Raw genomic sequence first — 25,437 nt, forward strand, 5'->3', positions numbered from 1 at the left:
CTGGATCATAAACGAGGCCCAAAGCGAAGCCGGAGGGATCTATCTTTTCGACGATGGCGCCACAGTGCAAGCCTTCTTGGACGGGCCAATTATTGCGGAGATGAAAGGTGATCCGACGTTGAGCATCAAGGCGTTTGACGTGATCGGGGGACTCACGACCATCACACGTGGCCCGGTGAAGTAGTGTTCTCGGAGGTTAGGATGGCGCAAGCGTCACTTAAGATAACGGGACGAGCGCCTCCCGCTGTCGCGCGTAGGTAAAGCCAGTTCAAGCCAATTTGAGGTTGTCGAGAACGGTGACATCTATGGGACGGCGGCATGTTGCAGCATGTGGCGAGAGCATCGCCAAGCCTGGAGGCGTCGCGCTGCCCCGCTGTGGTGCGAGACCAGCTCGGTAGTCGGCTCCGAGAGTCCGGTTAGAGGCGCAAAGGGGTCACCCGCAATCCGGTCGCGAAGGCCGGCTTTGGGCCAGAAGCGGATCTCTCGCAGTGGAATTCCACAACCGATATTCTCCGACTTTGATGGCAGCTTTGCGCCTCATTTCGGTTATTCTAGTAGTGCGGTTCGCCTACCAAAAGCGGACATCGCTGGTGCTTTGGATATAGGCGAGTTTGCGCCAACTTTGCTCGTTCAAAGTGGCCGCTACAATGGCGGCTGCTTGGTGGCATTCTTGACATTCGCTCAAACGAGACGTGCGCCGCGCTTTGCATTAACTACTGACCAAACGGCACGTCATCTGTACGCAACTAGAGCAACTATCCAATGACGATTGCCATAACGCCTCATGTGCAATAGGCCTTTCCCGGAAAAACGCAGGGGAGGATTGCCGTGCCAGGAACAGCCCAGACATGGCGTGTCGGCATCCTTTTTTCGCGCAGCGGCATCACCTCGGTCACCGAAAGCGAGCATTTCTACGGCACGGCGCTCGCAATCGAAGAGATCAATGCCGGCGGTGGCGTACTGGGGCGGCAGATCGAGCCGATTGCCTACGACCCGGGCAGCGACCCCGAGGCGTTTCGGTCGCTCGCCCGCAAGCTTTTGACCGAGGACGATGTCAACGTCATCTTCGGCTGTTCGATGTCGGGCAGCCGCAAGGCCGTGCTGCCGATCGTCGAGCGCTACAATGGCCTGCTCTGGTACCCCTCGATCTACGAGGGTTTCGAATATTCCGAAAACGTCCTCTACACCGGCGCCACGCTCAACCAAAACACCTTCGCGCTTGCCGACTTCATCCTGCAACGCTACGGGCCGCGCGTGTTCATGGCCGGGTCCGACTACATCTACCCGCATGAATCCAACCGGGTGATGCGCGACCTGCTGGAATGCAGGGGCGGCACCATCGTCGAGGAACAATATGTGCCGCTCGATGCCGACGAACGCCGGATGCGACGGCTAATGGCCGACATCGAAAAGGCCGCGCCGGACGCCGTCTTCTCGACGGTGATCGGGCGTAGCGCGCAGATCCTTTACAGGCTCTATGCCGAAGCCGGCATCGACCGGACAAAGCGGCCGATCGCCAGCCTGACGCTCGCGGAAGGCGAGATCCGGGTGATCGGGGCCGAGCATTGCACCGGCCATGTGCTGGCCGCGCCTTATCTGGCGAGTGTCGACAGCGACGAGAACCAGCGCTTTGTCGGTGACCTCGCCCGCCGCTTTGGCGACAGGACAACCGCGACCATGTGGTCGCAAACGGCCTATACGCAGGTGCATCTGTTCGCTCGCGCGCTGGAGAAGGCGGGAACCCTCGACACATTCCGCCTCAGCCAGGCGGCGCTCGAAGTCGACTATGCGTCGCCGGAGGGAAGGATGATGTTCGACCAGGAAAACCGCCATGTCTGGTCGACACCGCGCATCGGCATCGCCAACGCTGCTGGCCAGTTCGACATCGCATGGCAGTCGCAGGCGCCGATCCGGCCAGACCCTTATCTCGCCGCCACCCATTTCGAGGAGCCGTGGCTGTAATGACGGCGACGCTCAAACGCATCCTCAACGATCTGCGGCAAGCGAAGATCTTGGTCATCCACCCCAAGGACGAGGATGGCGCTGCCCTGGTCGATCACCTCAGGCGGTTGGGTTGCGAGGTCCGGGCGGCGTGGCCGCCGCCGGCGTCGATCCCGGGCGATATCGACACGGTGTTCGTGCAGGTGGGCGAAGCGCCGACCGATGCGATGGTGTCACTCATAGAAGGCGTGAATGCAGCAGTCGTCGCCATCGTCACCTACGAAAGCCCGACTTCGATCAAGGCGATCATTGACCTCAACGCCCACGGTGTCATCACCAAACCGCTGCGACAACTGGGCGTGCTAACGCAATTTGCGCTGGCCCGCTATCGCTACGGCTACGAAGGGCGGCTGGCCAACAAGGTGCGCAAGCTGGAGGATACGCTGAAAGGTCGCCGCACGATCGAGAAGGCGGTCAAGGTGCTGGTCGAGATGAACGGCGTCGACGAGGAGACTGCCTACAAGCTCATCCGCGATCAGGCGACATCGAAGCGGGTGGCGCTGGTTTCTGTCGCCGACGGCATCCTCGCGGCCCAGGAAGCGATGCGGGCTTTCGGCTTCGGAATTGCCACGCAAGGCAATCAGAAACAGCCGACCGATCGATAGGCCGCTAGCGATATGCTGCGGCAAAAAGCTGTTATAACCAGCTGATTTTGCTTCCATAAATCGAACTTTACACCAGCGGTTTTGGCCAGAATCTTTGGCCCTTGACGCGATCTCCCGTCCGTGCAATTTCTTAAAGCACGAGCAGGTTTGCTCATCGGCAGGAATGCCGTTTCACATTGATGGCTATGTAGCCCTTGGCTCGCGGATGACTTCCGCGCCCAGGGGTTTTTTGCGTTTGGAGACAGGCCTTGACGACACATGCGAAAGCGACGGCGGACCTACGTCTGGCTTGCATCCAGTTCCAGCCGGCGATCGGCCGGCTGGACAAAAATCTCAAATCGATGGAGCGATTGATCCGCCAGGCCGCCGGTCTCGGCGCATCTGTGGTGGTGCTGCCGGAGCTGGCCGACAGCGGCTATGTCTTCGACAGCCACGAAGAGCTTGCCGAGTTCGCAGCGCCCATCCCGGATGGGCGCAGCGCCACGCTGCTCTGTTCGCTGGCCAACGAGCTTGACCTCCACATCGTCAGCGGTCTTGCCGAGCGCGACGGCGACCGCTTCTTCAACGCAGCCATGCTGTGCGGGCCATCGGGTCCCATCGGCACCTACCGCAAGCTGCATTTGTGGAACCGCGAAAAACTCTACTTCCAGCCGGGCAATCTCGGCCTGCCGGTGTTCGAGACCGCGATAGGCCGGATCGGCGTGGCGATCTGCTATGACGGCTGGTTCCCGGAGACCTATCGGCAGCTGGCGCTGAAGGGCGCCGAGCTGGTCTGCGTGCCGACCAACTGGGTGCCGATGCCCGCCCAGGGCGACCACCCGGAGCCGATGGCCAACATCCTGCACAAGGCCGCCGCCCACAGCAACGGCATCTACATCGCCTGCGCCGACCGTGTCGGCATCGAGCGCGGCCAGCCCTTTGTCGGCAGGAGCCTGATCGTCGGCCCGACCGGCTGGCCGATTGCTGGGCCGGCCAGCGAAGCCGACGAGGAAATCCTCATCGCCACGATCAACCTCGGCGAGGTCGCCAGGGCGCGCGCGCTGAGTGAGCGCAACGACGCCATCGGCGACCGCCGCAGTGACGTCTACGGATAACCAAGAAGAAGCCGGCACCACCCGGTAAGATCAACCAAAGAAAGGGGAATACCATGAAGAACAGAGCAGTGATCCTTGCATTCGCCAGCGCCGCCCTGACCAGCGCCGCCTTCGCCGCGGACGGACCGATCAAGATCGGCATCCCGGTCGGTCTCTCTGGCGCCAACAGCGTCGTCGCGCCTTCGGTCGTCCAATCGGCGGAACTGGCCGTTGCCGAAATCAACGCTGCCGGCGGCGTGCTCGGGCGCCAGCTTGCGCTGGAGATCGCCGACGATGCCTCGGGTGCGGCGGGGGCGCAGAAGGCCTTCGATTCGCTGGTCTTCCAGAAGGAGGTCAACGCCGTCATCACCATGGAGACGAGTGCTGCCCGCAATGCCGGCCTGCCGATCATCTCGAAGGGCGACATACCCTACATCTACACCTCGTTCTACGAGGGCAAATCCTGCAACGCCAACCTGTTCGTCAATGCCTGGGTGCCGGAGCAGCAGGTGCCGCCGATCGTCGACAATTTCATCAAGACGCAAGGCGCCAAGAAATTCTTCCTGATCGGCTCGGATTACGCGTTCGGCCGCGGCATGCTGGAATTCGCCAAGGCTTATATCGAGAAGTCAGGCGCCAGTGTGGTCGGCGAGGAGTATCTGCCGATGGAAGGCAGCGACTGGACGGCGATCATCTCCAACCTGAAGAGTTCCGGCGCCGATGCGGTGATCACCTCGACCGCCGGCGGCGCGCCGAACGTCACCTTGACCAAGCAGTTGCGCGGCGCTGGTGTTACCATCCCCTATGGCAACCTCGCCGTCGACGAAGGGACCGCCAAGAGCATGGGTGCGGATGCTGCCGACATCTTCATTTCCGCTTCCTATGTGACCAGCATCGGCAGCGACGCCAACAAGGCCTTCCTTGCCGCCATCGAGAAGAAGTTCGGCGCCGACCTGCGCACCCCCAACGACCTCTCAGTGCCTGAATATGAAGGCATCTACCTCTACAAGGCCGCGGTCGAGAAAGCCGGGTCGACCGACACAGCCGCTGTGCTCGCAGCGCTTGCCGAGGTATCCTTCGTCGGCCCCCGCGGCACGGTCTCGATGAGCAAGCAGCACCACGCTCCGCTGACCATGTATCTCGGCCAGGTAAAGGCGGATGGCTCGGTGACCGTCGTCGACAAATTCGAAGGCGTCGACCCCGGGCAACAGTGCCCGAACCTGTAGTCGCGCCTCTGTTCGCAACGGGGCGGCCCTGAGCCGCCCCATTCCACATCATCGAGGACCTGCCATGACGCTTCTCCTGGACATGGTGACGACGGCGGCGATCCTGTTCATCGTTGCCGCCGGCCTGCTTGCGATCTTCGGCGTGCTGAAGATCATCAATTTCGCCCACGGCGCCTGGCTGACGATCGGTGCCTATTGCGCGGTGGCGACGGCCGGCCTCGGGCTCAATCCCTGGGCAGCGCTGCCGATCGCATTTGCCGTCGGCGCAATCCTTGGCGGCATCACCGAACTGGTGATCGTGCGGCCGCTCTATCGCCGGCCGCTAGACGCCATTCTGGCGACCTGGGGGCTGGGCATCGTCATCGGCCAGCTGATCACGCTGTGGTTCGGGCGCGACGTGCAATTCACTTCCAATCTCCTGTCGGGCACGGTCGATGTCTTCGGTGTCGGCTATTCGCTCTACCGGCTGTTCGCGGTGGCCGCCGCGCTGGTGATCGGGCTTGCCTTCACCTTTCTTCTCGAAGGCACGCGGCTCGGCCTGTCGGCGCAAGCGGTGATCATGAACGAGATGCTGGCCCGCGCGCTCGGCGTCGACACCGCCCGCGTGCGGCTGGCCACCTTCATGGTCGGCACCGGACTGGCGGCACTTGCCGGCGTGCTGCTGACGCCGCTGACCAGCGTCGATCCGAATATGGGCGTCGCCTGGCTGATCGGCTCGTTCATGCTGGTCATGGTCGCCGGATCGTCCTTCTCGACGCTGGCCATCGCCTGCATCGTCTTCGGTGGCGCCCAGGTTCTGGTCAGCACCTTCGTCAGCCCCATTCTCGGCGGCATCACGGTGGCGGTCCTGTGCGCCCTGGTGTTGCGCATCAGCCCGAAGGGATTTGCCCGTGCCTGAAAACCGTTCCATCCCACCGAGGGTCTGGCTGTTTGCAGCCATTGCGCTTGCGACCGCGGTCGTCGTCGTCATCGGACCTGCGCTGTTCGATCGCTTTACGCTCAACGTGCTGACCCGCTCGATGATCTACGCCATGCTGGCGGTGACCGTCGACATTCTGTGGGGCTACACCGGCATCCTGACCTTCGGCCAGGCGGCGTTCTTCGGCACCGGCGCCTATGCCAGTGCCATGGTGCTGAGCCATCTCGGCTCGACGCCCGCCCTTCTGGCGCTGGCGCTTGCCCTGGCAGTCATCGTGCCTGTGCTGCTCGGCGGTTTCGTCGGCTGGCTGTCGTTCGGCCATGGCTCGACACCGCTCTATGCGACGGTGATCTCGTTGGTGGTGCCGATCGTGGTGACGCAACTGGTGTTTTCGGGCGGAGTGTGGACCGGATCGAGCAGCGGGCTGGTCGGCTATTCCGGCCTGCCGCTCGGCCTGCCGGGTTATTTCCGGCTCACCGGCATCTGCCTGATCGTCACCACAGTCGTCGCCCTGGTCTTCACCCGCTCCGATGCGGGCAAGCTGCTCGTCGCCATTCGCGACAATGAAGCGCGCTGCGCCTATCTCGGCCTCAATCCGCAGCGCCTCAAGATCGTGCTGACGGCGCTGCTGGCCGGCGTCGCCGGCATTGCCGGCTTCCTCTATGCCAATGCCTCCGGCGTGGTGGCGCCGGAAAACACCGGCTTCGTCTTCGGCACCGAGATCGTCCTCTGGACCGCCCTTGGCGGCCGCGGCACCATTATCGGGCCGGTCATGGGTGCGATCGGCATCGACTATCTCAGCGCCCAGCTGTCCGGCGATCTGCCCTTCCTGTGGAACCTGGTCGTCGGAACCCTGTTCGTGGTCATGATCATCCTGTTGCCGAACGGGTTGGCGCAACTGGCCAGAATGGCCCTGCCGCGCCGCAATGGTGAGCAGGCCAACGCCGCCGGCAGCCCGGCCATCACCGTCGCGCCGGCCGGGAACGGCAGCACCGGCGACAACCGCGTGCTCTCCGTCAGCGGCCTCGGCAAATCCTTCGGCAGCCTGCAGGTTCTGCAAGGCATCGACCTCGATGTGCGCCCCGGCGAACTGGTCAGCCTCGTCGGCCCCAATGGCGCGGGCAAGACGACGCTGATGCGCTGCCTCAGCGACGGCACCGAGGCCACCACCGGAAGCGTCAGCATCGCCGGCCAGAACATCGATGGCATGACCCCGGACGAAATCGTGACGCTCGGCGTCGGCCGAAAATTCCAGGTGGCGAGCGTCTTCGACAGCCTGACCGTCGCCGACTGCCTGCGCATGGCACGCGCCTCGCGCCAGGCGCCGAGCCTGCTGCGCCGCTCCGCCACGCTTGGACTGCCGGCAGCCGCCGCCGATATTTTGCGCTCCACCGGGCTCGACCGTATGCTCGGCCAGCCGGTGTCGCTCTTGTCGCATGGGCAGAAACAGAGCCTTGAGCTCGCCATGGTGGTTGCGCTCGAGCCAAAACTCATCCTGCTCGACGAACCGACGGCCGGACTGACCAAGGTCGAGCGCACCACCATCGGTGGCACGCTGCAGAAGCTGACCGGGGAGCTTGGCTTTGCCGCCATCCTGGTCGAGCACGATCTCGATTTCGTCCGCGACATCTCGACCAGGATCGTCGTTCTCCACCAGGGCAAGCTTGTCCTCGACGGCAGCGTCGCCGACGTCGTCAATTCCGAAACGGTCAGGACGATCTATTCGGGAGCCGCCCATGCTTGAGACCAGAGAGGCCAGAACCACCTTGCCGAAACTCTCGCTGTCGAACGTTTCGAGCGGCTATGGGCCGGTTGCCGTCATCGAGGCGCTGTCGCTTTCCATCGCGCCTGGGCAGATTTTTGCGCTGATGGGCAAGAACGGCATGGGCAAGACCACGGTGCTTAAAACCATTTTAGGCTTCGTGGCGCTGCGTTCGGGCGACATCAGCCTTGATGGCGCGTCGATGTCAGGCGTTTCCCAGGCCTCGCTGATCGCATCGGGCGTCGGCTATGCGCCACAGGAGCAGGCCCTGTTCCAGGATCTCAGCGTGCGCGACAATTTGCGGCTCGCCCTGCGTTCGGATCGCGGCTTTGCGCAAGCGGTAGAGCGGGTCTACGGGCATTTTCCGTTCCTGCGGGAGCGCCTGTCGCAACGCGCCGGAACGCTGTCCGGCGGCGAGCAGAAGATGCTCATCCTCGGCCGTGCGCTGATGCTGCAGCCGAAGCTGCTTTTGATCGACGAGATTTCCGAAGGCCTGCAGCCCTCCGTCGTCGAACGCATCGCCACAGCTCTCAAGGAAGAACGCCGGGCCAACGGCACGACGATCCTGATCGTCGAGCAGAACCTGCCCTTCGCGCTTGGCGTCGCCGACAACTGGGCGGTGCTAAAACTTGGCCGTATCGACGATGCTGGGGATGTAACCGAGGGAACGGCGAGCCGAGTTCTTCAGCATCTGAAGATCTAAGGCGTATCCGGCCCAGATACTCCGAACCCATTCGTTCCCCTGAACTGCGACGCTGTGGCCGGCGATTTGCAGAAGGAAGCTCGCGGCGACGGGAATGTCCGAACCGGCAACCAAGACAATATCCGGGTCAGGGCGCATTCCGACCTTTCAGTCTGGAGATCCGAGTGTCCGCCCAGGCCAGCTTCTCGACGAAGCAAGCGGAGTGCAGCAATGTCCGCTGCTAGCTATTTGTAGCTTAAAGCTGCCGGCCCGCTGTCGGCCCCAATGCGGCCGCGCTCATAGCGCCGTGGTTAAAATGCATTGATTGACCCGCTTTGGGATAAAGCTGAGCCACAACTCGCATGGAAACTAAATTTAGCTGTTGTTAATGCTCGAAGGGGTCACCGAGCGAGGCGATGCCGTTGAGCTGCATCATGCGGCGGTCTGATGAAATGATGCCGAGTACGATGATCGTGACCAGGTAGGGCAAGCTTGAAAGCAGTTGCGACGGCACGTCCAGTCCCGTTGCCTGCGCGGCGAGAGCCAAAAGCGACACCGCGCCGAAGAGGCATGCACCCAGGAAAATCCGACCGGTGAGCCACGTTCCGAAAACGACGAGGGCAATGGCAATCCAGCCGCGCCCGGCGATCATTCCATCTGCCCAAAGCGGCGTATAAACCACTGCGGCGTAGGCGCCGGCAAAGCCTGCCATCGCGCCGCCGAACGTGACTCCGGCGAGGCGGACGGCGATGACCGGATAGCCGATGGCGTGCGCCGCCTTAGGGTTTTCACCGACGGCCCGGATGACGAGCCCGGCCTTCGTATAGGCAAACATCGCCCAGATGGCCAAGGTCGCCGCAAGGGAAAGCCAGACGACGACATCCTGCGTGAAAAGCCCGCCGACGACCGGGATATCGGAAAGCCAGGGCAAGGCGAGCTTTGGAAGCCCCCGGACAGTAAGGCTTTCATAGGTCTTGCCGAACAGCGCCGAGAGGCCCTGGCCGAGGATGCCGATGGCGAGGCCAGTCGCCACCTGGTTTGCACGAAACCCGAGCGTGACGATGGCAAAGACGAGGGACAACGCCGCGCTGCCGGCGCCCGCGGCGAGGAAACCCAGGAAATGCCCGCCGCCATGATAGACGATGATGAAGGCGAGGACCGCGCCGAATGCCATCAATCCTTCCACACCGAGATTGAGCACCCCGGTGCGTTCGGCCACCAGCTCGCCCAGCGACGCGAGAAGAAACGGCGTTGCGGCCGCGAGCATGCCGGCAAGGACGAACTCGACGGCGTTCATGATGGGCTCCGGTGGGCGGGACGGCGCCATTCGAGACGGTAGCGCACGAAGGCAGCGGCGATGAGATAGGCGAGGAGCAGGCTGCCTTGGAAGACGCGCACCGCGGCGACCGGCAGATTGGCCGACACCATGGCGTTGTCGCCGCCGATATAGAGCGCCGCCATGATGAGCGCGGAAAAGACGATGCCCAGGGGATGCAGACCGCCGAGATAGGCGACGATGATAGCCGCGTAGCCATAACCCGTCGAGATCGAGCGCTGCAGTTGACCGATAGGGCCGGCCACCTCGGCCGCGCCCGCCAGTCCCGCGGCGAAGCCGCCGATGAGCAGAGAGAGCCAGATCGCCCGTCCCTCGGCGAAACCGGCATAGGCGGCAGCACGCGGCGCGAGCCCGCCAACCTGCAGTTTGTAGCCGGTGAAGCTCTTCTGTATGAATGCCCATGCCGCGATGGACAAGGCAAATGCCAGAAGCAGCGAGACGTTGACGCGGGTGCCGGGGATCAGGATCGGCACCATCGCATCGTACTGGAACATCACGGATTGAGGAAAGTTGAAGCCATTGGGATCCTTCCACGGGCCAAGCAGCAGGTAGTTGAGCACCTGTACGGCAACGAGGCTCAGCATCAGGGAGACAAGAATCTCGTTGGCGTTGAGCCGGACGCGCCAGAAGGCGGTTATCGACGCCCAGAGGGCGCCGCCTATGGCCCCGAGGAGCAGCATCGATGGCCAGATCCAAAGGCCCGTTGCCAGCGGAAACCATACGGGAATGGCCGAGGCGAAGATGGCGCCGAGGATAAACTGGCCTTCGGCCCCGATGTTGAACACCTTTGCGCGAAAACCAATCGCCAGCCCCTGCGCTACGAGAAGCAGCGGTCCTGTTTTGAGCAGCACTTCCGAGAATGAGGCCCAGGACAGGAACGGCTCGAGGAGCATCGCATAGACGACTGCTGCCGGGTCCCGGCCGATCAGCACGTAGAGCCCAAGATTGAAAAGGATCGCCACGGCGAGCGCGGCGGGAGGGGCAAGCAGCGTAGCAGCGAGCGAGGCGTGCTCCCGGCGCACAAGGGCCGGGAGGATAGACACTGGAAAAGCGTTCATGCGGGAACCTGACCGGCGGCGGTTGCAGATGCTCCGATCATGTATCGCCCGATGTCCTCCGGCCTGGTGTCGTTCGTGACCAGCGGCGGGCTCAGCCGGCCGTGATGGAGCACCTGGATGGAATCGCAGAGTTCGAAGAGTTCCTCCAGTTCCTCGGAGATGACGAGGATCGCCATGCCTCCGTTGCGCAGTGTGACGAGGCGCCTGCGTATGGCGGATGCGGCACCGATGTCGACGCCCCATGTCGGCTGCGCCACGAGCAGCAGTTTCGGGGACAGCATGATCTCGCGGCCGACGATGAATTTCTGCAGATTGCCGCCCGAAAGCGCGCCGGCCTCCGCGTCCGGGCCGGGCGTGCGCACATCATATTGCCGGATGCAGTCATTGGTGAACGCCGTCGCCCGCGCCTTGTCGACCAGACCGCGTCTCAAAAGCCCGAGCGGATGAGCCGTCAGCAGGCTATTGCGGACGAGCGACATCTCGGGTACCGCGCCGCGACCGAGCCGGTCTTCAGGGACGAAGGCAAATCCGAGTTTTCTGCGCGAGGCCGCGTCGAGCGCGCTCACATCCTTGCCCATCATGTGGATATGGTCGCGCTGTCCCTTCGGCAGCAGCGTCTCGCCGGAGACGAGCGCGGCGAGTTCGCTCTGCCCATTCCCCGAAATGCCGGCTATGCCGAGGATTTCGCCGGAACGCAGCGTGAGGTCGACATCTGAGAGCGCAACGGCAAAGAGGTCGTGGGGCCGATAGTCCAGGCCGATAATCTCGAGCCGCTTTTCCCCCCGGGGCATGGGAAGTGCCGGCGCTGGCTCCGGCATGTCGCGGCCGATCATCATGCAGGCAAGGTCGTGCGTATCGTGATCGCGCGGGTCGACGTTTCCGGTCACGCGCCCGCCGCGCAGGATGGTCGCCCGGTCGCAGACTGCACGGATTTCGTCCAGTTTGTGCGAGATAAACAGGACGGAGACGCCGCCGTCGCGTAGCCGGCGCAACGTCTCGAAAAGCTTGCCCACCGATTGCGGGGGCAGGACAGAGGTTGGTTCGTCGAGGATCAGCAGCTTCGGATTGGTCATCAGGCAACGGATGATCTCTACCCGCTGCCGCTCGCCTACGGAGAGCGCATGCACTTGGGCGAGTGGATCGACCTCCAAGCCGAACTCGTCCCCGAGCGCGCGGGTGCGCTCCGCCAGGCGGGCTTTCCGGCCTGGCACGACCAGTCGAATGTTCTCCACCACGGTCAGGGTTTCGAAGAGCGAAAAATGCTGGAAAACCATGCTGATCCCCTTACGCCGCGCCTCCGCGGGGGAGGCAAGGCGCAAGGGTTCGCCGTCCCAGAAGGCGGTTCCGCCGTCTGGCTGTTCGACGCCGTAAATCAGCTTCATCAGCGTCGATTTGCCCGCCCCGTTTTCCCCGAGGATCGCGTGAATCGACCGTGGAGTCACGTCCAGATCGATGTCCTGATTGGCATGGATCTGGCCGTATTTCTTGGAGATGCCGCGAAGCGACAGGAGCGAAGCAGTCATAGGATCACTTCGGCAGAGGGGTGGTGACGCCCTTGACGTGCCAGTCCATCGCGACAATCTCGGCATCCGTGAGCGTAGCGCCGGCGGGGACGCCATCGCTGCCATCGGCTTTGGCGATCCGTCCGGTGAATGGCGAGAAACCGCCATTAGCGATCTTGGTCTCGACCTCCTTGATCCTGGCCATCATGTCGGCGGGCACGTCCGGGCTCCAGTCGACGACCTCGACGACCTTGTCGCCGACGCCGAGGAAGGCGTTGGCACCCTTGAACGTGCCAGCGAGATGGGCGTCGACCGAGGCCTTGAAGAAAGGCGACCAATCCGTCGCGACGCAACCGAGATAGGTTTTCGGAGCGTATTTCTTCATCGAGGAATTGAGGTTGAAGGTGTAGATGCCGGCCTCCTCGCAGACCGCGATTACCGACGGCGTGTCCTGTGCATTGGAGAAGATCACGTCGCATTTCTGCGCCAGCAAGGCCTTGGCGGCTTCCTGTTCCTTGGCCGGATCGAACCAAGAGTTTACCCAGACGACCGAGACCTCGATATCAGGCTTCACCGCCTGCGCGCCCAACGTGAAGGCGTTGATGGAGGTGATCAGTTCTGGAATGGCGAAGGCAGAGACCGAACCGAGCTTGCCGGTCTTGGACAGCGCGGCAGCGGCCATTCCCATCAGATAGGTACCCTGGAAATACTTGGCGGCGAAGGGCGAGAAGTTCGGCGCCACCTGAAAGCCGGAGGCGTGCAGCACGGTGACGCCGGGATTGCGGTGGGCGGCCTGGAGGGCGCCGTTCTGGTAGCCGAAGGAGCCGGCGATCAGGAATTTGTTCCCGTCGGCAACGGTCTTGTTCATGATGCGGTCGGCATCCGGGCCTTCCGCGATGTTTTCGATGATCGTGACTTTTACCTTGTCGCCATAAGCGGCCTTTACCGGCTCCAGGCCGTCGGCAAGCGCCCGGCCCCAGCCGACGTCGCCGACCGGCGAGGGGACCACGAGCGTGATGCCCAAGGGTTCGTCGGCGGCGAGCGCGGAGCGACCGCCCAGCACCGCGGCGAGGCCGGAGGCGGCGGCGGCCTTCATCAGTATTCTGCGGTTGAGATTTTTCAGCATTTAGGTTCCCCTGTTTTCAAGTTTCTAGATTTGAACCGAGGCAAGTGCCGCCTCGGCGTCGGCGAATAGCCGCCCCTCGTCGAGCCCGGTGAACTCGCCTTTCGACCAGACGACACGGCCGTTGATCATGGTCAGGTCCGTCGGCATGCCGATGCCGACCTTGGCGATCAGGCTCAGCGGATCGTGCCGGGTACCGACATAGTCCATGCGCCGGGTGTCGATGGCGAAGAGATCGGCGGCCATGCCGGGCGCAAGCCGGCCGATGTCACCTCGGCCCAGGAGCGCCGCGCCGCCCGTCGTGGCATAGCCGAGGAAGTCGGCCGGCGGCGGGACAGGATGCGCACGCGTCGATGCCGCCAGGCACTGCAGCATGTAGGCGGAGTGGATGCAGTGCATCAAGTTGGAATTGTCGTTCGAGGCGGCACCGTCGCAACCGAGCCCCACACGGAGGCCGAAGGCCGACATGGCCGGAATGTCCGTGACTTCCGCGCCAACCAGATAGACCGGTTCTGGGCAATGGGAGACGCCGGCTCCGCTTGCAGCCATCTTGCGCAGTTCGTCGTGGGTCAGTTCCCAGCAATGGGCATAGAAGGCGTCCGGCCCCGCGAAGCCGAGTTCCGCGCAGTAGTCGACGGTCCGCATGCCGTACCGGGCCTCGATAACCCGGCTTTCGCCTTCGCCGACATGCGTGTGCATCTGGACGCCCCGATCTCGTGCCAGCGCCACCGATTCCACAAAGGTTTCGCGGTAGCAGTTGACCGGCTGGCAAGGGGCGACGACAAGCTGGCGCATGCTGAACGGGCCGGCGTCGTGATAGGTGTCGATAAGGCGGGCGCAATCGGCGATGAACTCGTCAGTCGTTTCCAGCATGGCGTCGGGAATGGTGGAGCCTTCCGACTTCGGCAGAGTGTTGCCACCGCGGCCCGCATGGAAGCGCATGCCCAGGAGGTCGGCGGCCTCGAATTGGCGGTCGATCAGCCGCTTGCCGGCATGGCGTGGAAAACAATACTGGTGATCGAACGCCGTGGTGCAGCCGTGCTTGATCATCTCGGCCATCGCGGTGACCGAGGCGTGGTAGAAGCAGTCTTCGGTCAGCCGCGAAAAGATCGGATAGATGCGGTCGAGCCATTCCATCACCGACAACTTCGTCCAGTCGAGATCCGCTCGGTTGCGCACGAAACACTGGAAGAAGTGGTGGTGGGTGTTCACGAGCCCAGGATAGACGAACCAGCCAGCGGCGTCGTGCGTGATGGTCCCGGCGGGCAGCGGTCCTTTGCCAAGACCTTCGCCGATCGCCCTGATCGCGGGGCCATCGGTCAGCACGTCCACGTTGCGCCGGACACCAAGGCCGTCGCCCGTGTCGACGATGACTGCCACGCAATTCTCAAAAAGGTAGCCTGCCACGTCAGAACCCACTGGTTTCAGGGAGGGGTTCCGGCTTCAAATCGTGCAACCGGTGGATGCCGGGCATCTCGATGAAGCCTTCTATGCTGCGTACGGCACGGGACCAGAGCCGGATCGTGGGGTAGGGATCGAGCGAGACGCCGCCGTCCGGCGCCAGCGCCACATAGGGAAAGCAGGCGATATCGGCAATCGTCGCCCGTTGCGAGGCGAGGAACCGCATGCCACGGATACTCTGTTCGACGAGACCCGCTTCCAATTCGCGCAAGGCTGCGGTTCCCTGTGCCTGTAGGCCGGCGATATCGCCAGGACGCAGAAGCATCTCGTGGAGGCGCGCGCCTCCGAGGCTGGCCGTCAGCCGATGCGAGAAGGAAAGCCATTGCTGGACACGCGCTGCTTCCTCGGCCGTACCGCCGCCAAGCCATCGCGGGTCGACCTTTGAGGCGAGGTAGACGAGCATGGCCGAAGATTCGGTTAGGATCAGGTCGCCATCCTGCAGAATTGGAATGGCACCGGCGGGATTGAGCGCCAGGAGTTCGGCACCGCGATGCTCGGCGCCGGGATGGAAATCGACCGCGCGGATGTCGATCCGCACATCCGTCAGCGCCGCCATCAGGCGAACCTTGTAGCAACTGGGCGAAAGAATGTAGTCGTAAAGCTTCATTGCGCCACCAGTTGCGCGCCATAGGTATAGCCGTGGCGCTTCAGCCAGCGCCGGTAGGCGACCGAGGTCAGATCGGCCCGGGTCGGGATCTCCATGCCGGGGTCAAGCGGCAGCAGCCGGGGGATCTGGTTTTCGAGGATCGACCTGTCTTGCACGAAGATGGTCTGCTGGAAGTGGATCAGGTCGGTCATCGACGTCTCATCGTCGAAGAGCGCCATCCATGGCCAGACGTCGCACAGGTCTTCCGCGAGCGGCTGGACGAAGAGGGTGATCACGTCCCATTCACCGGGACGCGGCGGGCAGGTCTTGTAGAGGATGGAGCAGGTTGGCGCCGGCACGCGGTACATGTATTCCGTGGTGACGCCCCCGCTTGCCGATTTGGCGGCCTGCGGCTGGTAGAATTTCACTTGCGTTGCCCAGACCTCGTCTTCGTCCTCGCGTATGTCGACCTTGTAGTTCTGAACTTCCGTATGCGGCTCGGCACCAAGGATGTCCGTGTGCACAAAGGGAAAGTGCGCGATGTCCAGAAAGTTTTCCACCGCGCGCAGCGGCGAGCAGCGCACCCGGACCACGCCGACATCGACAAGCCGGCGGCCGAGTTGGTCGGCCTCGGGAATCGCAAAGAGCGGCTTCCGCGGTTCGCCGAGCGACGTCCATATATGGCCGTAGCGCACGCAGACGGGAAGCATGCGGCCATCGGCGGATGTAACCCTGACGGTTCCCTCGGCGTCGCGTCCCACCTCGACCGGCTCGCCCATGAGGGCCGTCTTGCGCCCACTCACATCCAGTTGGCTGAAAAGGCCGACCGGATACCATTCGTCGACCATTGCGTTTGGGATCATCATGCGGTCCCTTTCCGCTGAATATGCTCGGCCATGCGCCGTAGGGCCTCCGCTGCCCGTGACGCGGCGATCCGCTCCGGTGGGCTGGCGTCACCCTCCACAAGGACATGAATCAGCGCCTGTTCGTCTTCCAGCGAGGCAACCAGCAATCGGATCGTCTGTGAATTGTTGGCAAATCCGACAATGCCCCCGGGGGAGGCATCGGCGCCAGCGGCCGCCTCTATCGCCGCAATCCCGGCACATGCCGTCAGGGAGCGCAGCGGAGCGAGACCGTCAAGTCGCGGAGGACGAGTTGCCGATTGATCCGCGGCAATCCAGATGATCCCGTCGCCTTCTTCGACCTGCCGCGTCGCGACCCGGATCGCCTCCGGCGGTGTCAGGCCCGGATGGGCCGGGATGCGCACACAGTTTCCGGCTTGGGCATAGCTCCAGCCATGATAGATGCAGGAAAGGGCCTCGCCGCGCACGAATCCATGGGACAACCGCATGCCGCGATGCGGGCATCTATCCGCGAATGCCGACACGCCTCCGGACTGGCTTCGCCAAAGGGCAATCGGTCCGGTCGGCGTCCTTGCCGGAATTACGGTTCCCGCCGGCAAGTCGGCGGAAAGGGCGACTGGCGTCCAAGAGCCGGTCGTACGTGACTTCATGCTTCAACTTTCCGAACAGGATCGACATCTTCTGAATGCAAATTCGTGGCCGACGACCTCCTACCGGCGTTGTCACGTTTGCACAATGTTTTCGCACTGGCAATAATGACTAAAAAAAAGGCAAGACTGGTCCAATGCGCCGAGGAGCCGGTCCCTGCATGAGGTTCAAGCTAGCCGGTTTCTCCCTTAATCGGCGCGCGGTGGATTGCCTCGACCCAGACATCGATGGGACCGAGGGAACATCCCATTTCCATCATATCGATCAATTCCACTGGGCCGGCAACGTCGAGTTCGATCCGGCCGGTACTGGTGCTGGATATGGTCTGCACAAGCCCGAGCTTGGCGGCATGGCGCCGGATCCACGGCACGAAGGAGACAGCATCGACGTCGCCAAGGATCGTCATACGCTCGCGCGAGGCGCTCTTGATTTGCTCTGCCATGAAGGACCTAACACATTAGCCTAGTCGGTCATGCAACACAATTTCTCACGAGCAAATGGGCGCCGGCAATTTTCCGTGGATCTGACCGGGCAATTGCGACATTTCATCACCGGGAGGCACCGACGCGAAAGGGATATCTTGCCGGCTCCTGTCTTGGAGGCGGAAGACCATCTCCCGCGCGACAGGCGCCCGATGTGTCGGGCCGGGGCCGCAATCACCGCGGAGGCAACGCCTCACGCGGCGATGAGCTTGATGATACGCACGGCTCGAAGGCGTGCGACCGCGCGGCCATCGACAGCCAGATTGGTGTGCCCGTTCAGTCGGGAGAGATAGAGAATGCCATCCGGTTCGTCCGGATGATCATCGAGAGCAACGGACCACGCACGCGCCAGGGTCTGGTTAGTCGCCTTGGCGACGTCCGCAGGAATCCCCATGACCACCGGCCCGTCATCTCGCAAATCAGCAAGCCCGCGAAGCCGACCAATTCTGGGCCGGATTCGTGCCTTACGCCGCCTGAACGATCTCGACCAGTTCAACGTCGAACACCAAATCCTTTCCGGCCAATGGATGATTGCCGTCGAGCTTGACGCTGGCGTCGTCTAATTCGACGACTGTTACCGGGATGGGGCGACCGTCGCGGGTTCTGACCTGCAAGCGAGTGCCGATATCAACGTTGATGTTGTCAGGTACCTTGGCGCGGTCGATGGTTATGACCGCTTCGGGGCGGTGAGGGCCATAGGCGGCGTCGGCTGGAACGGTGACGGTGCTTTTCGCACCCACCTCCATGCCCTCGACATGGGTTTCAAGACCGGGGATCACTTGTCCTTCACCCAGCGTGAATTGCAGCGGTTCGCTGCCGGAAGCATCGAATTGAGTGCCGTCGACTAGGCGTCCATTGTAAATGATGCGCACGGTGTCGCCATTCTTGGCCTGTGTCATAGCAGTCATCCTTTCGGAAGTTCTTGAGGGGCCGGCCTAAGCTCACGGTCCCGTTCTCGATCATCCACGCACTCGGGGTGCACGGCGCGAAGCTCTAAAACTAGGGGCTTGGCTACCGATGTAAACCCAGAATGCCGATTTGAGCTATTCGATGCCGTGGCTCGGTACGAAATTCAAGTCGGAGAGCGTTTTCCGTCTGGTGGGGAGTGCCTTCTGGAGCAGCGTCAGGTTCTCCCTTAGGACTTCAATCGAGAATTCGATCTTGGTCACCAGACCAGGATAGGCTGGGCGGTCCTTCTCCTGCAGCGCGGTTGTCAACTCCTGGATTTGCTCCTCCGCCATTTCAAGCCGTCCCGCCATCCGCTTTGCATATAGGCGCACCAGGAACCCCAGCCGCGCGGCTTCAATGAGCCGCTGGCGACGGCGCCGCTGACGCTCGGCTGGGGACATCGGAGCGCTGCCCTTCAGTGGGCGGCCTCGCTTCCGTTTGGGCATGTCGTCGGCCATGGTATTTTCGCGATTATCGTGCGTCACGAAAACTGAATCTGATGACGCCGACCGTCAAGAGGGGGTGTTGCAATTTTACGAGCAAGGACTGGACGAACTCGTTGAGAACGTAGGTTTGCCTTTGCGGTAAGGATTCAAACTGACCTCGTTCACCTCTAGCAAGGATCTGCTCGCGTCAGGTGCTGACCTTCGGAACGTGCCCCTGTAAGCGACCGCTATTGGGCCGAAAAAGCGGACTGGCGAGTTCGAGGCTCGGAAGGCCAGAAGCGGACCTTCAGGCTCGTCGCGCGTATCGACTTGATCTGACCCGAAGCAAACTCTCGCAGGTGACGTCCGGCATGACCGCTTCGCGCCCCATCCTCGCCGTTCCCGGGCCTGAAAACGGCCATTCGTTTCGATTGCCCGTTTTGCTACGCTACGGAGATCGACGGCGGCCCCGGATAGGGTTGCGAGCAACCGGATACCTCCGAACTTGATACGGAATGGTTCTGTGCATGGGCACGGCGTTGGGGAGACAGAAGGCGGAAAGTTTGAGGACATCTCATGTCGGACGTCAAAGGTCGCCGGTTTCAGTGCCGCATTCTGTTGGACCGCCGACCGGCAGACATAGCTTCAGAATGTTGATTTCGACGGCGGCACGGAGATGTTCGTCTCGCTACTCCATATACGGCGCCAGCACATCTTCGATCCATTTCATGAATGCGCGGACCCGGCGCGACAGATTGCTCCGATGTGCCACGACGAGGGACACGGCGAGCGCCCGGCGACGAAAATCGGGTAGGATCTCCACAAGCGTGCCACTCTCCAAGTATCGACCAATCCCCAAGAGCGGCGCTTGTATCAGGCCAAGGCCGGCGAGGGCAGCGGCTTCGTAGGTCTGCGCGCTGTTGACGTGTAGCGCACCTGGCAACTGAAGCGTCGCGTAGCTGTCGCCGTCCGGATATTCCCATCCATGGGGCCTTGCGCCCAGTGTCGTCGAAAAATGAATTGTCCGATGTTCCTGACGCTGGAGATCGTCTAGCGATCGAGGGACGCCAAAGCGCGCGAGATAGGCGGGACTGGCAGCGTTGACCATACGCAACAGGCCCAATGGGCGGGCAATCAGCGTCTCGTCCCTTATGGGGCCAAGCCGCAATACGCAGTCGAACCCCTCTTGAACCAGATCCACCTGTCGATCCGTGCTCGACACCTCCAGCTCCAACTCGGGATGTGTCGCCATGAAATCCGGCAAGGCCGGCACGATCGTTGTGCGCGCCACCTCGGTCGGAAGATCGACCCGCAAACGCCCACGAAGTGCCACGCGATCGCCTGCGAACATCGAGTGCAGGTCATCGACTTCAGCAAGCAGATCGCGGGCACGGGCATGAAATGCGCGTCCGTCCTCCGTCAATTGCACGCTGCGCGTCGTCCGGTGCAGGAGCCTGACACCGATATCTTCCTCCAGCTTCCGGACCGCCGTTGAGGCCCTCCCTTTTTGGATACCCAGGCTATCCGCCGCGCGGGTGAAGCTCCCCATTTCCGCTACCGTTATGAAAATGAGGACGGGTTCGAGATTCTGCATTTTCGTGCCTCGGTATTGTGTCCCAAAAAGAGAACAGTTGGTTCGTTTTCTCGGTGTTTATCACGCCTAAGAGGCACAGTAAGCTTCGAATATGGGATCCTCCCATCGGAGAATGACAAGTGTCCGAAACTATGAACCTGCATCAGAGACCTGAAACTATGACCTTGCATCGCGCCCTGTGGGCGGGCCGGATCTTGAGCGCGTTTGTCGTTGTCGCTCTGGCGGCAGACGGTACCATTCAGCTTTTCGCGCCGGCACAGATCGCGAGCACGTTGCAGGAAACCGGGTTCTCGATGGACCTGACCCATGTCGTGGGTCCGATCATATTCGCCTGCGCCATCCTTTACGCCATCCCAGCTACCACCGTGCTCGGCGCGATCCTGGTGACGGGCTTTTTGGGAGGTGCCATCTGCGCCCATGTCCGCATCGGTGAGTTGGGGTCGGCGCCGGAAATCATCTCCCTGCTTCTGGGCGCGATGACATGGGGCGGCCTCTACGCGCGCCATCCCCGTATCCGGGCCGTTCTGCCGCTCATCCGTTGAACCAATAAGGGCAGTCCTCTGTCCCCCAAGATCAGGAGAAAACACATGCTTTTAGTGACGGGAATCACAGGAAATGTTGGCGGTGCCGCCGCAAGGCATTTGCTGGCGCAAGGCAAGAAGGTACGCGCGCTGGTCCGCGACCGCGCCAAGGCGGCAAGCTGGGCGGACCAGGGCGTCGAACTGGTCGACGGCGACTGGAACGATGCGACCGCCATCGAGCGGGCGCTCGAGGGCGTCGACGGCGCGTTTATCATGTTGCCGGCCGTCTGGGCACCTTCGCCGGATTTCAGGGAAGCCAAGGGCGTCATCGCGAACTATGTCGAGGCGCTCACCAAGGTGGCGCCGCCGCGGATGGTCGCACTCTCGTCGATGGGCGCGAACAGGACCAGCGGGCTGGGGATGATCACGGCCCTGTCGCTTCTGGAGCAGGGCTTTCGCGACCTGACACTGCCGATCGCATATGTACGGGCCGGCGGGTTTTTCGAAAACTTCCTCTACGGCTTGCACGTAGTCCAGGGCGGCACGCTGCCCGTCTACTACAACCCGACAAATCGGAAATCGACCATGGTCGCGACCAACGACATCGGCGCTGAGGTTGCAAGGCTTCTGAGCGGGCCGGCGTGGTCGGGGCATCGGGTCATCGAACTCGGTTCGATGGTGAGCGCGGATGAGGTCGCCGCGCAATTGGGTGAAGTCATGAAGCTCGACGTCAAAGCCTTTGCCATCCCGCGGGCCGAGTGGCCAGCAGCATTCGAGCAGTTCGGCATTCCGAAGGGCCAGACAGGACCAGCCGAAGCGATGTTTGAGGCCGTCAACGCGGGATGGATGGCCCTCGGGGTCCAGGGTACGGAGCACGTAGCGGGTACGACGTCCGCACGCGATGTATTCGAGGCTGCCCGGAACGCCGCCAAGACGTAAGACCTGGACGGATCAGGCATGAGACGGATACTCCCCCGCTTCGCGTCGGAAGCGGGGGAGCCGCTCACAGTTCAAAGCAACGCGAAGCTCCTCTACTCCCGCCTGACTTCCTGAATCTCCGCAGAATCCAGTAGTTTTCGATGCATGCATCCGCTGGTGCGAAATTCAAGGCATCTTCAAGCTGAGTTCGAACCGATGTTATAAATTGGATGCGGCTTTGAAAGATATGAGCAAAACTCTGAAGACATCGGTCAGGCTTAACCTTGTCTTCTGATCTCGACGGCTTCTTCCCACATTATTGGGTAAGTTTTTGACTCTTGTGTGACGTCAGGTATACGGTGCTGATTTCCGGCCTCGACCCCATTGGCGCACTGACATTGCTAGCCGTCCGCGGCTGGTGCCGCGGTGATCTTCGTGAGCGAGCCAAAATGCCCATCGCCGCGGTCTGGCAAAATAGCTAATGCTGGATGCGATCTGCCTCGATCCCACAAGCGTGCCGGCCTTCGTCAGCGAGCACACGGAAGAAGGCGTTGGTATTGATGTCGCCATTGAATGCGCGAGGGCAGGTCGCGGTCTAGAGGCCAGGTCAATAGCTAGCTTCGCCAATTCCAGGAGGCGACCGTCGTTGACCTCTCTGAAAGCGACGATGAGGTCATCGGGATCGTCAGCCCGTCTCACGCCAAAGTCTGTGGGTGGCGCAGACGCAGCAGTGCCGGCTTGGTTAGGCCCAGCCTAAGCAGAATTATCGAAAATCATTATTTGTGCATCGCACACAGCGTGCTTTGCTCCATCCGCCGGCTGAAAGAGAACAAAAAGAACGTCAGGTGGCAGCCTTCGGCGATGCGTCCGAAGCGGGTTGTTTTGGTGCGGACAGCGCCTGCCCTCAGAAAAAGACAGGGGAACATAATGACGACAATAATCTCGAAGTTTCGCCGTGCCGCGCTTGCGGCCGGCATTGCCCTCAGCGCGCTTTCGGTGAGCCTCCACGCCGAAGCCGGCAGCTTGAAGCTGGGCATGACGACCTGGGTCGGATACGGCCCGCTCTTCCTTGCGCGCGACATGGGCTACTTCAAGGAAGGCGGCCTCGATGTCTCGCTCGAAGTCATCGAGGAAGCATCGATGTACATGGCGGCCGTCGCCGCCGGCGAGCTCGACGGCAGCGCCTCGACCATCGACGAAATCATGAAGTACCGTTCCAAGGACGTCTGCTTCAAATCGGTCTATGCCCTGGACGACAGCCATGGCGGCGACGGCGTCCTGGCGCCCAGCAACGTCAAGAGCGTCGCTGATCTCAAAGGCATGGAAGTCGGGCTGAACGAAGGCTCGGTCTCTCAGTTCTGGTTCAACATCCTGCTCAAGCAGGCCGGTCTCAGCCAGGCCGATGTGAAGATCACCAACATGACCGCGGATGATGCCGCCGCCGCCTTCATGGCCGACCGCATTCCCGTTGCCGTCACCTGGGAACCGCATCTGACGCTGGCCAAGAAGGAAAACAAGGGACAGGTGCTGATCGACTCCTCAAAGACACCCGGCCTGATCGTCGATGTGGTGGCGCTGAACTGCGATTACATCACGAAGAACCCCGGCGATGTCGAGGCGCTGGTGAAGGGGCTCTACAAGGCCAACGAGTTCATCAAGGAAAATCCCGAGAAGGCTTACGAGGTGATGGCCAAGGGCGTCGGCGGCTGGCTGAAGGAGCCGAAGGACTTCGCCTCCTCCGCCGCGGGCGTGAACTTCTATGGCAAGGAGCGCAATGCCCAATTCTTCGCCGGCGGCGAGGGTGGTGAAGCCGGCAAGCTGATCAAGCTCGGCGGTGATATCTGGGGCGGCTTCGGCAAGCTCAAGATGGACATCAAATACGACGACCTCGTCGATACGTCTTTCCTTGCGAAGTGATCTGGCCCTGCGAAGTAACCTATCCTGGTAAAGTGAGCTCGCTGGACCGCGGGCCGAGCCTCTCGCCTGCGGTCCATCCAGCCCAAAAGGTTTCCCTGTGACACTGGCACCGAATGCAACGTCTCCCATCAGCCATATCGTGACCACGAGCGTGGAAAAAAATCAGCCCGGTCGATCCGCCTGGAAAGCCATCACCACGCCTTTTCAGGCCGTGTCGCGCCCTCTCTCCATCACGCTCAGCGTCCTGGTCTGGGGCGCGGTCATCGGCGGCTGGTTTGCCTTGACCTATTCCGGAGCGGTCAAGGAAATGTTCCTGCCGCGCCCGGAATCCGTACTGTTCACCACCATCAGCATGGCGCTTGACGGGTCGTTGTGGGAGCACGTGCTCGCCAGCGTCCAGGTGGTGCTGATCGGCTTCGTCATTTCGAGCGTCGTGGCGGTGCCGCTCGGTTTGACGATGGGCACCTACCGCATCGTCCAGGCGGCGCTCGACCCGCTCGTCAACTTTATCCGCTATCTGCCGGTGACGTCCTTCGTGCCGCTTTTCATCTTGTGGATCGGCATCGGCATCGAGCAGCGCGTGGCCGTGATCATCTTCGGCATCTTCTTCCAGCAGCTGGTGATGATCGCCGACAGCGCCCGCGGCGTTCAGCGCGACCTCGTCAACGCTGCCTATACGCTCGGCACGAAACGCGGCGACACGGTCTTCCACATCGTCTTTCCGGCCACGCTTCCGAACGTGCTCGACGTGCTGCGCGTCACCATGGGCTGGGCCTGGACCTATCTCGTCGTTGCCGAACTCGTCGCCGCCCGCAGCGGGCTTGGATACATCTCGCTCAAGGCGATGCGCGGCTTCCAGGTCGACGTCATCTTCATGGCCATCGCCATGATCGGCATCCTTGGTCTTTGCACCGACCAGTTGTTCCGGGGCATTCGCCGCCTCGTCGCTCCCTGGGCCAATTGAGGAGTTTGCCGACATGGACGCCCTGACACTCGCGACGAAACCGAAGAGTTCCGACATCGCCATCGACAATGTGGTCCTGCGCTACGGCAAGGGCGACAACGCGGTGCTGGCGCTGGACGGCATCTCCTTCCATGTCGTGCCCAATGAGTTCTGCGTGATCGTCGGTCCGTCCGGCTGCGGCAAATCGAGCCTGCTCTATCTCATTGCTGGCCTCGAGGAGCGCACCGGCGGCATGATCTCAGTCGGCGGCAAGCCGGTTACCGAGCCAGGTCCGGATCGCGGCATGGTGTTTCAGGCCTACACGCTGTTCCCCTGGCTGACGGTGGCGCAGAACGTCGAATACGGTCCCAAGCGCAAGGGCATGTCGGCGGCCGAGCGCAGGGCCATCGTCGAACATTTTCTCCATGAGGTCGGCCTGGCAAAATTCGCCAACCATTATCCCTCTCAGCTGTCGGGCGGCATGAAGCAGCGCGTGGCGATTGCACGTGCGCTCGCCAACGATCCGCAGGTGCTGCTGATGGACGAACCCTTCGGAGCGCTCGACAGCCAGACACGCCACTCAATGCAGAAGCTTTTGCTGAGGATCTGGGACCATTCCAAGAAGACGGTTCTGTTCGTCACGCATGACATTGACGAGGCGATCCTGCTGGCGGACCGGGTGCTCGTCATGTCGGGCCGGCCCGGCCAGATCAAGAAGGAAATCCGCGTCGGCCTCCGGCGCCCACGCAGCATGGATCTGGTCATGGAGCCGAGCTTCATCGCCATGAAGCGGGAAATCCTCGAGCTCTTGAAAAACGACGAAGACGAAGAGCACTAGCAGGCA

Annotated in this window: 25 protein-coding genes; 12 read left to right on the forward strand and 13 right to left on the reverse strand. The window is 62.2% G+C overall.

The window, feature by feature from the left end:
• The first annotated feature begins 828 nt into the window (after positions 1-828).
• The 7 genes from FJV83_RS08805 (at position 829) to FJV83_RS08835 (ending at position 8,289) form a co-directional block, all read left to right on the forward strand.
• Positions 829-1,962, forward strand: a complete 1,134-nt coding sequence (locus tag FJV83_RS08805; RefSeq protein WP_095792941.1) for a transporter substrate-binding domain-containing protein — start codon at positions 829-831, stop codon at positions 1,960-1,962.
• Complete coding sequence (locus tag FJV83_RS08810) at positions 1,962-2,606, forward strand: ANTAR domain-containing protein (protein WP_095792942.1); 645 nt, start codon at positions 1,962-1,964, stop codon at positions 2,604-2,606. Before FJV83_RS08805 ends, FJV83_RS08810 begins: the two co-directional genes overlap by 1 nt.
• 248 nt (positions 2,607-2,854) lie before the next feature.
• Positions 2,855-3,700 carry a nitrilase family protein gene (locus tag FJV83_RS08815; protein WP_142885944.1) on the forward strand — a complete coding sequence of 282 codons (846 nt, stop codon included), beginning with the start codon at positions 2,855-2,857 and terminating at the stop codon, positions 3,698-3,700.
• A 53-nt stretch (positions 3,701-3,753) separates the two neighbouring features.
• Complete coding sequence (locus FJV83_RS08820; protein WP_142885943.1) at positions 3,754-4,905, forward strand: substrate-binding protein; 1,152 nt, start codon at positions 3,754-3,756, stop codon at positions 4,903-4,905.
• 64 nt (positions 4,906-4,969) lie between these two features.
• Positions 4,970-5,803: a branched-chain amino acid ABC transporter permease gene (locus tag FJV83_RS08825; RefSeq protein WP_142877211.1), complete on the forward strand. Its 834-nt coding sequence runs from the start codon at positions 4,970-4,972 to the stop codon at positions 5,801-5,803.
• Positions 5,790-7,568 carry an ATP-binding cassette domain-containing protein gene (locus tag FJV83_RS08830; RefSeq protein ID WP_142885942.1) on the forward strand — a complete coding sequence of 593 codons (1,779 nt, stop codon included), beginning with the start codon at positions 5,790-5,792 and terminating at the stop codon, positions 7,566-7,568. The genes FJV83_RS08825 and FJV83_RS08830 overlap by 14 nt, the downstream gene beginning before the upstream one ends.
• Entirely contained in the window at positions 7,561-8,289 is a 729-nt protein-coding gene (locus FJV83_RS08835) for an ABC transporter ATP-binding protein (RefSeq protein WP_095792947.1), read from the forward strand. Before FJV83_RS08830 ends, FJV83_RS08835 begins: the two co-directional genes overlap by 8 nt.
• Before the next feature lie 364 nt (positions 8,290-8,653).
• Here FJV83_RS08835 and FJV83_RS08840 read toward each other — a convergent pair whose 3' ends face one another.
• From FJV83_RS08840 to FJV83_RS08900, 13 genes are all read right to left on the reverse strand, one after another.
• Complete coding sequence (locus FJV83_RS08840) at positions 8,654-9,565, reverse strand: ABC transporter permease (RefSeq protein WP_095792995.1); 912 nt, start codon at positions 9,563-9,565, stop codon at positions 8,654-8,656.
• Positions 9,562-10,662 (reverse strand): ABC transporter permease, encoded by a 1,101-nt coding sequence (locus FJV83_RS08845; RefSeq protein ID WP_095775903.1) that lies wholly within the window; start codon positions 10,660-10,662, stop codon positions 9,562-9,564. Before FJV83_RS08845 ends, FJV83_RS08840 begins: the two co-directional genes overlap by 4 nt.
• Positions 10,659-12,185, reverse strand: a complete 1,527-nt coding sequence (locus tag FJV83_RS08850; RefSeq protein ID WP_142885941.1) for an ABC transporter ATP-binding protein — start codon at positions 12,183-12,185, stop codon at positions 10,659-10,661. The genes FJV83_RS08845 and FJV83_RS08850 overlap by 4 nt, the downstream gene beginning before the upstream one ends.
• Positions 12,186-12,189: 4 nt before the next feature.
• Positions 12,190-13,287, reverse strand: coding sequence for a BMP family ABC transporter substrate-binding protein (locus tag FJV83_RS08855; protein ID WP_179296006.1), 1,098 nt, complete (start codon positions 13,285-13,287; stop codon positions 12,190-12,192).
• Between the two features lie 27 nt (positions 13,288-13,314).
• The gene (locus tag FJV83_RS08860) at positions 13,315-14,694 is read right to left on the reverse strand and encodes an amidohydrolase (protein ID WP_095789186.1); all 1,380 of its coding nucleotides are present in this window, start codon (positions 14,692-14,694) and stop codon (positions 13,315-13,317) included.
• Between the two features lies 1 nt (position 14,695).
• Positions 14,696-15,355 (reverse strand): glutathione S-transferase family protein, encoded by a 660-nt coding sequence (locus FJV83_RS08865; protein WP_095775899.1) that lies wholly within the window; start codon positions 15,353-15,355, stop codon positions 14,696-14,698.
• Positions 15,352-16,197: an aromatic ring-hydroxylating dioxygenase subunit alpha gene (locus FJV83_RS08870; protein ID WP_095775927.1), complete on the reverse strand. Its 846-nt coding sequence runs from the start codon at positions 16,195-16,197 to the stop codon at positions 15,352-15,354. Before FJV83_RS08870 ends, FJV83_RS08865 begins: the two co-directional genes overlap by 4 nt.
• Positions 16,197-16,847 (reverse strand): Rieske (2Fe-2S) protein, encoded by a 651-nt coding sequence (locus FJV83_RS08875; protein WP_142885940.1) that lies wholly within the window; start codon positions 16,845-16,847, stop codon positions 16,197-16,199. Before FJV83_RS08875 ends, FJV83_RS08870 begins: the two co-directional genes overlap by 1 nt.
• Positions 16,848-17,017: 170 nt before the next feature.
• Positions 17,018-17,287, reverse strand: a complete 270-nt coding sequence (locus tag FJV83_RS08880; RefSeq protein ID WP_095775897.1) for an acylphosphatase — start codon at positions 17,285-17,287, stop codon at positions 17,018-17,020.
• Positions 17,288-17,520: 233 nt separating this feature from the next.
• On the reverse strand, positions 17,521-17,721 hold the full coding sequence (locus FJV83_RS08885; protein ID WP_142885939.1) for an RES domain-containing protein: 201 nt from the start codon (positions 17,719-17,721) through the stop codon (positions 17,521-17,523).
• 70 nt (positions 17,722-17,791) lie between these two features.
• Entirely contained in the window at positions 17,792-18,226 is a 435-nt protein-coding gene (locus FJV83_RS08890; protein ID WP_142885938.1) for a peptidylprolyl isomerase, read from the reverse strand.
• A 144-nt stretch (positions 18,227-18,370) separates the two neighbouring features.
• Positions 18,371-18,733, reverse strand: a complete 363-nt coding sequence (locus FJV83_RS08895; RefSeq protein WP_142885937.1) for a hypothetical protein — start codon at positions 18,731-18,733, stop codon at positions 18,371-18,373.
• A 655-nt stretch (positions 18,734-19,388) separates the two neighbouring features.
• Positions 19,389-20,294, reverse strand: coding sequence for a LysR family transcriptional regulator (locus tag FJV83_RS08900; protein WP_142885936.1), 906 nt, complete (start codon positions 20,292-20,294; stop codon positions 19,389-19,391).
• A 119-nt stretch (positions 20,295-20,413) separates the two neighbouring features.
• On the opposite strand from FJV83_RS08900, the gene FJV83_RS08905 reads away from it, so the two are divergent.
• The 5 genes from FJV83_RS08905 to FJV83_RS08925 all read left to right on the forward strand — a co-directional run bounded on the left by FJV83_RS08905 (position 20,414) and on the right by FJV83_RS08925 (position 25,431).
• Complete coding sequence (locus tag FJV83_RS08905) at positions 20,414-20,836, forward strand: DoxX family protein (protein WP_142885935.1); 423 nt, start codon at positions 20,414-20,416, stop codon at positions 20,834-20,836.
• Positions 20,837-20,935: 99 nt separating this feature from the next.
• Positions 20,936-21,754 (forward strand): NmrA family NAD(P)-binding protein, encoded by an 819-nt coding sequence (locus tag FJV83_RS08910; RefSeq protein ID WP_246691833.1) that lies wholly within the window; start codon positions 20,936-20,938, stop codon positions 21,752-21,754.
• A 906-nt stretch (positions 21,755-22,660) separates the two neighbouring features.
• A complete protein-coding gene (locus FJV83_RS08915) occupies positions 22,661-23,650 on the forward strand; it encodes an ABC transporter substrate-binding protein (protein WP_095775890.1) in 990 nt (329 codons plus the stop codon).
• 151 nt (positions 23,651-23,801) lie between these two features.
• The gene (locus tag FJV83_RS08920; protein ID WP_245318373.1) at positions 23,802-24,614 is read left to right on the forward strand and encodes an ABC transporter permease; all 813 of its coding nucleotides are present in this window, start codon (positions 23,802-23,804) and stop codon (positions 24,612-24,614) included.
• A gap of 13 nt (positions 24,615-24,627) precedes the next feature.
• Positions 24,628-25,431, forward strand: a complete 804-nt coding sequence (locus FJV83_RS08925; RefSeq protein ID WP_095775888.1) for an ABC transporter ATP-binding protein — start codon at positions 24,628-24,630, stop codon at positions 25,429-25,431.
• Positions 25,432-25,437: the final 6 nt, after the last annotated feature.

Origin of the sequence: Mesorhizobium sp. WSM4307 (assembly GCF_007003945.1) — a bacterium.
Classification (GTDB): domain Bacteria; phylum Pseudomonadota; class Alphaproteobacteria; order Rhizobiales; family Rhizobiaceae; genus Mesorhizobium.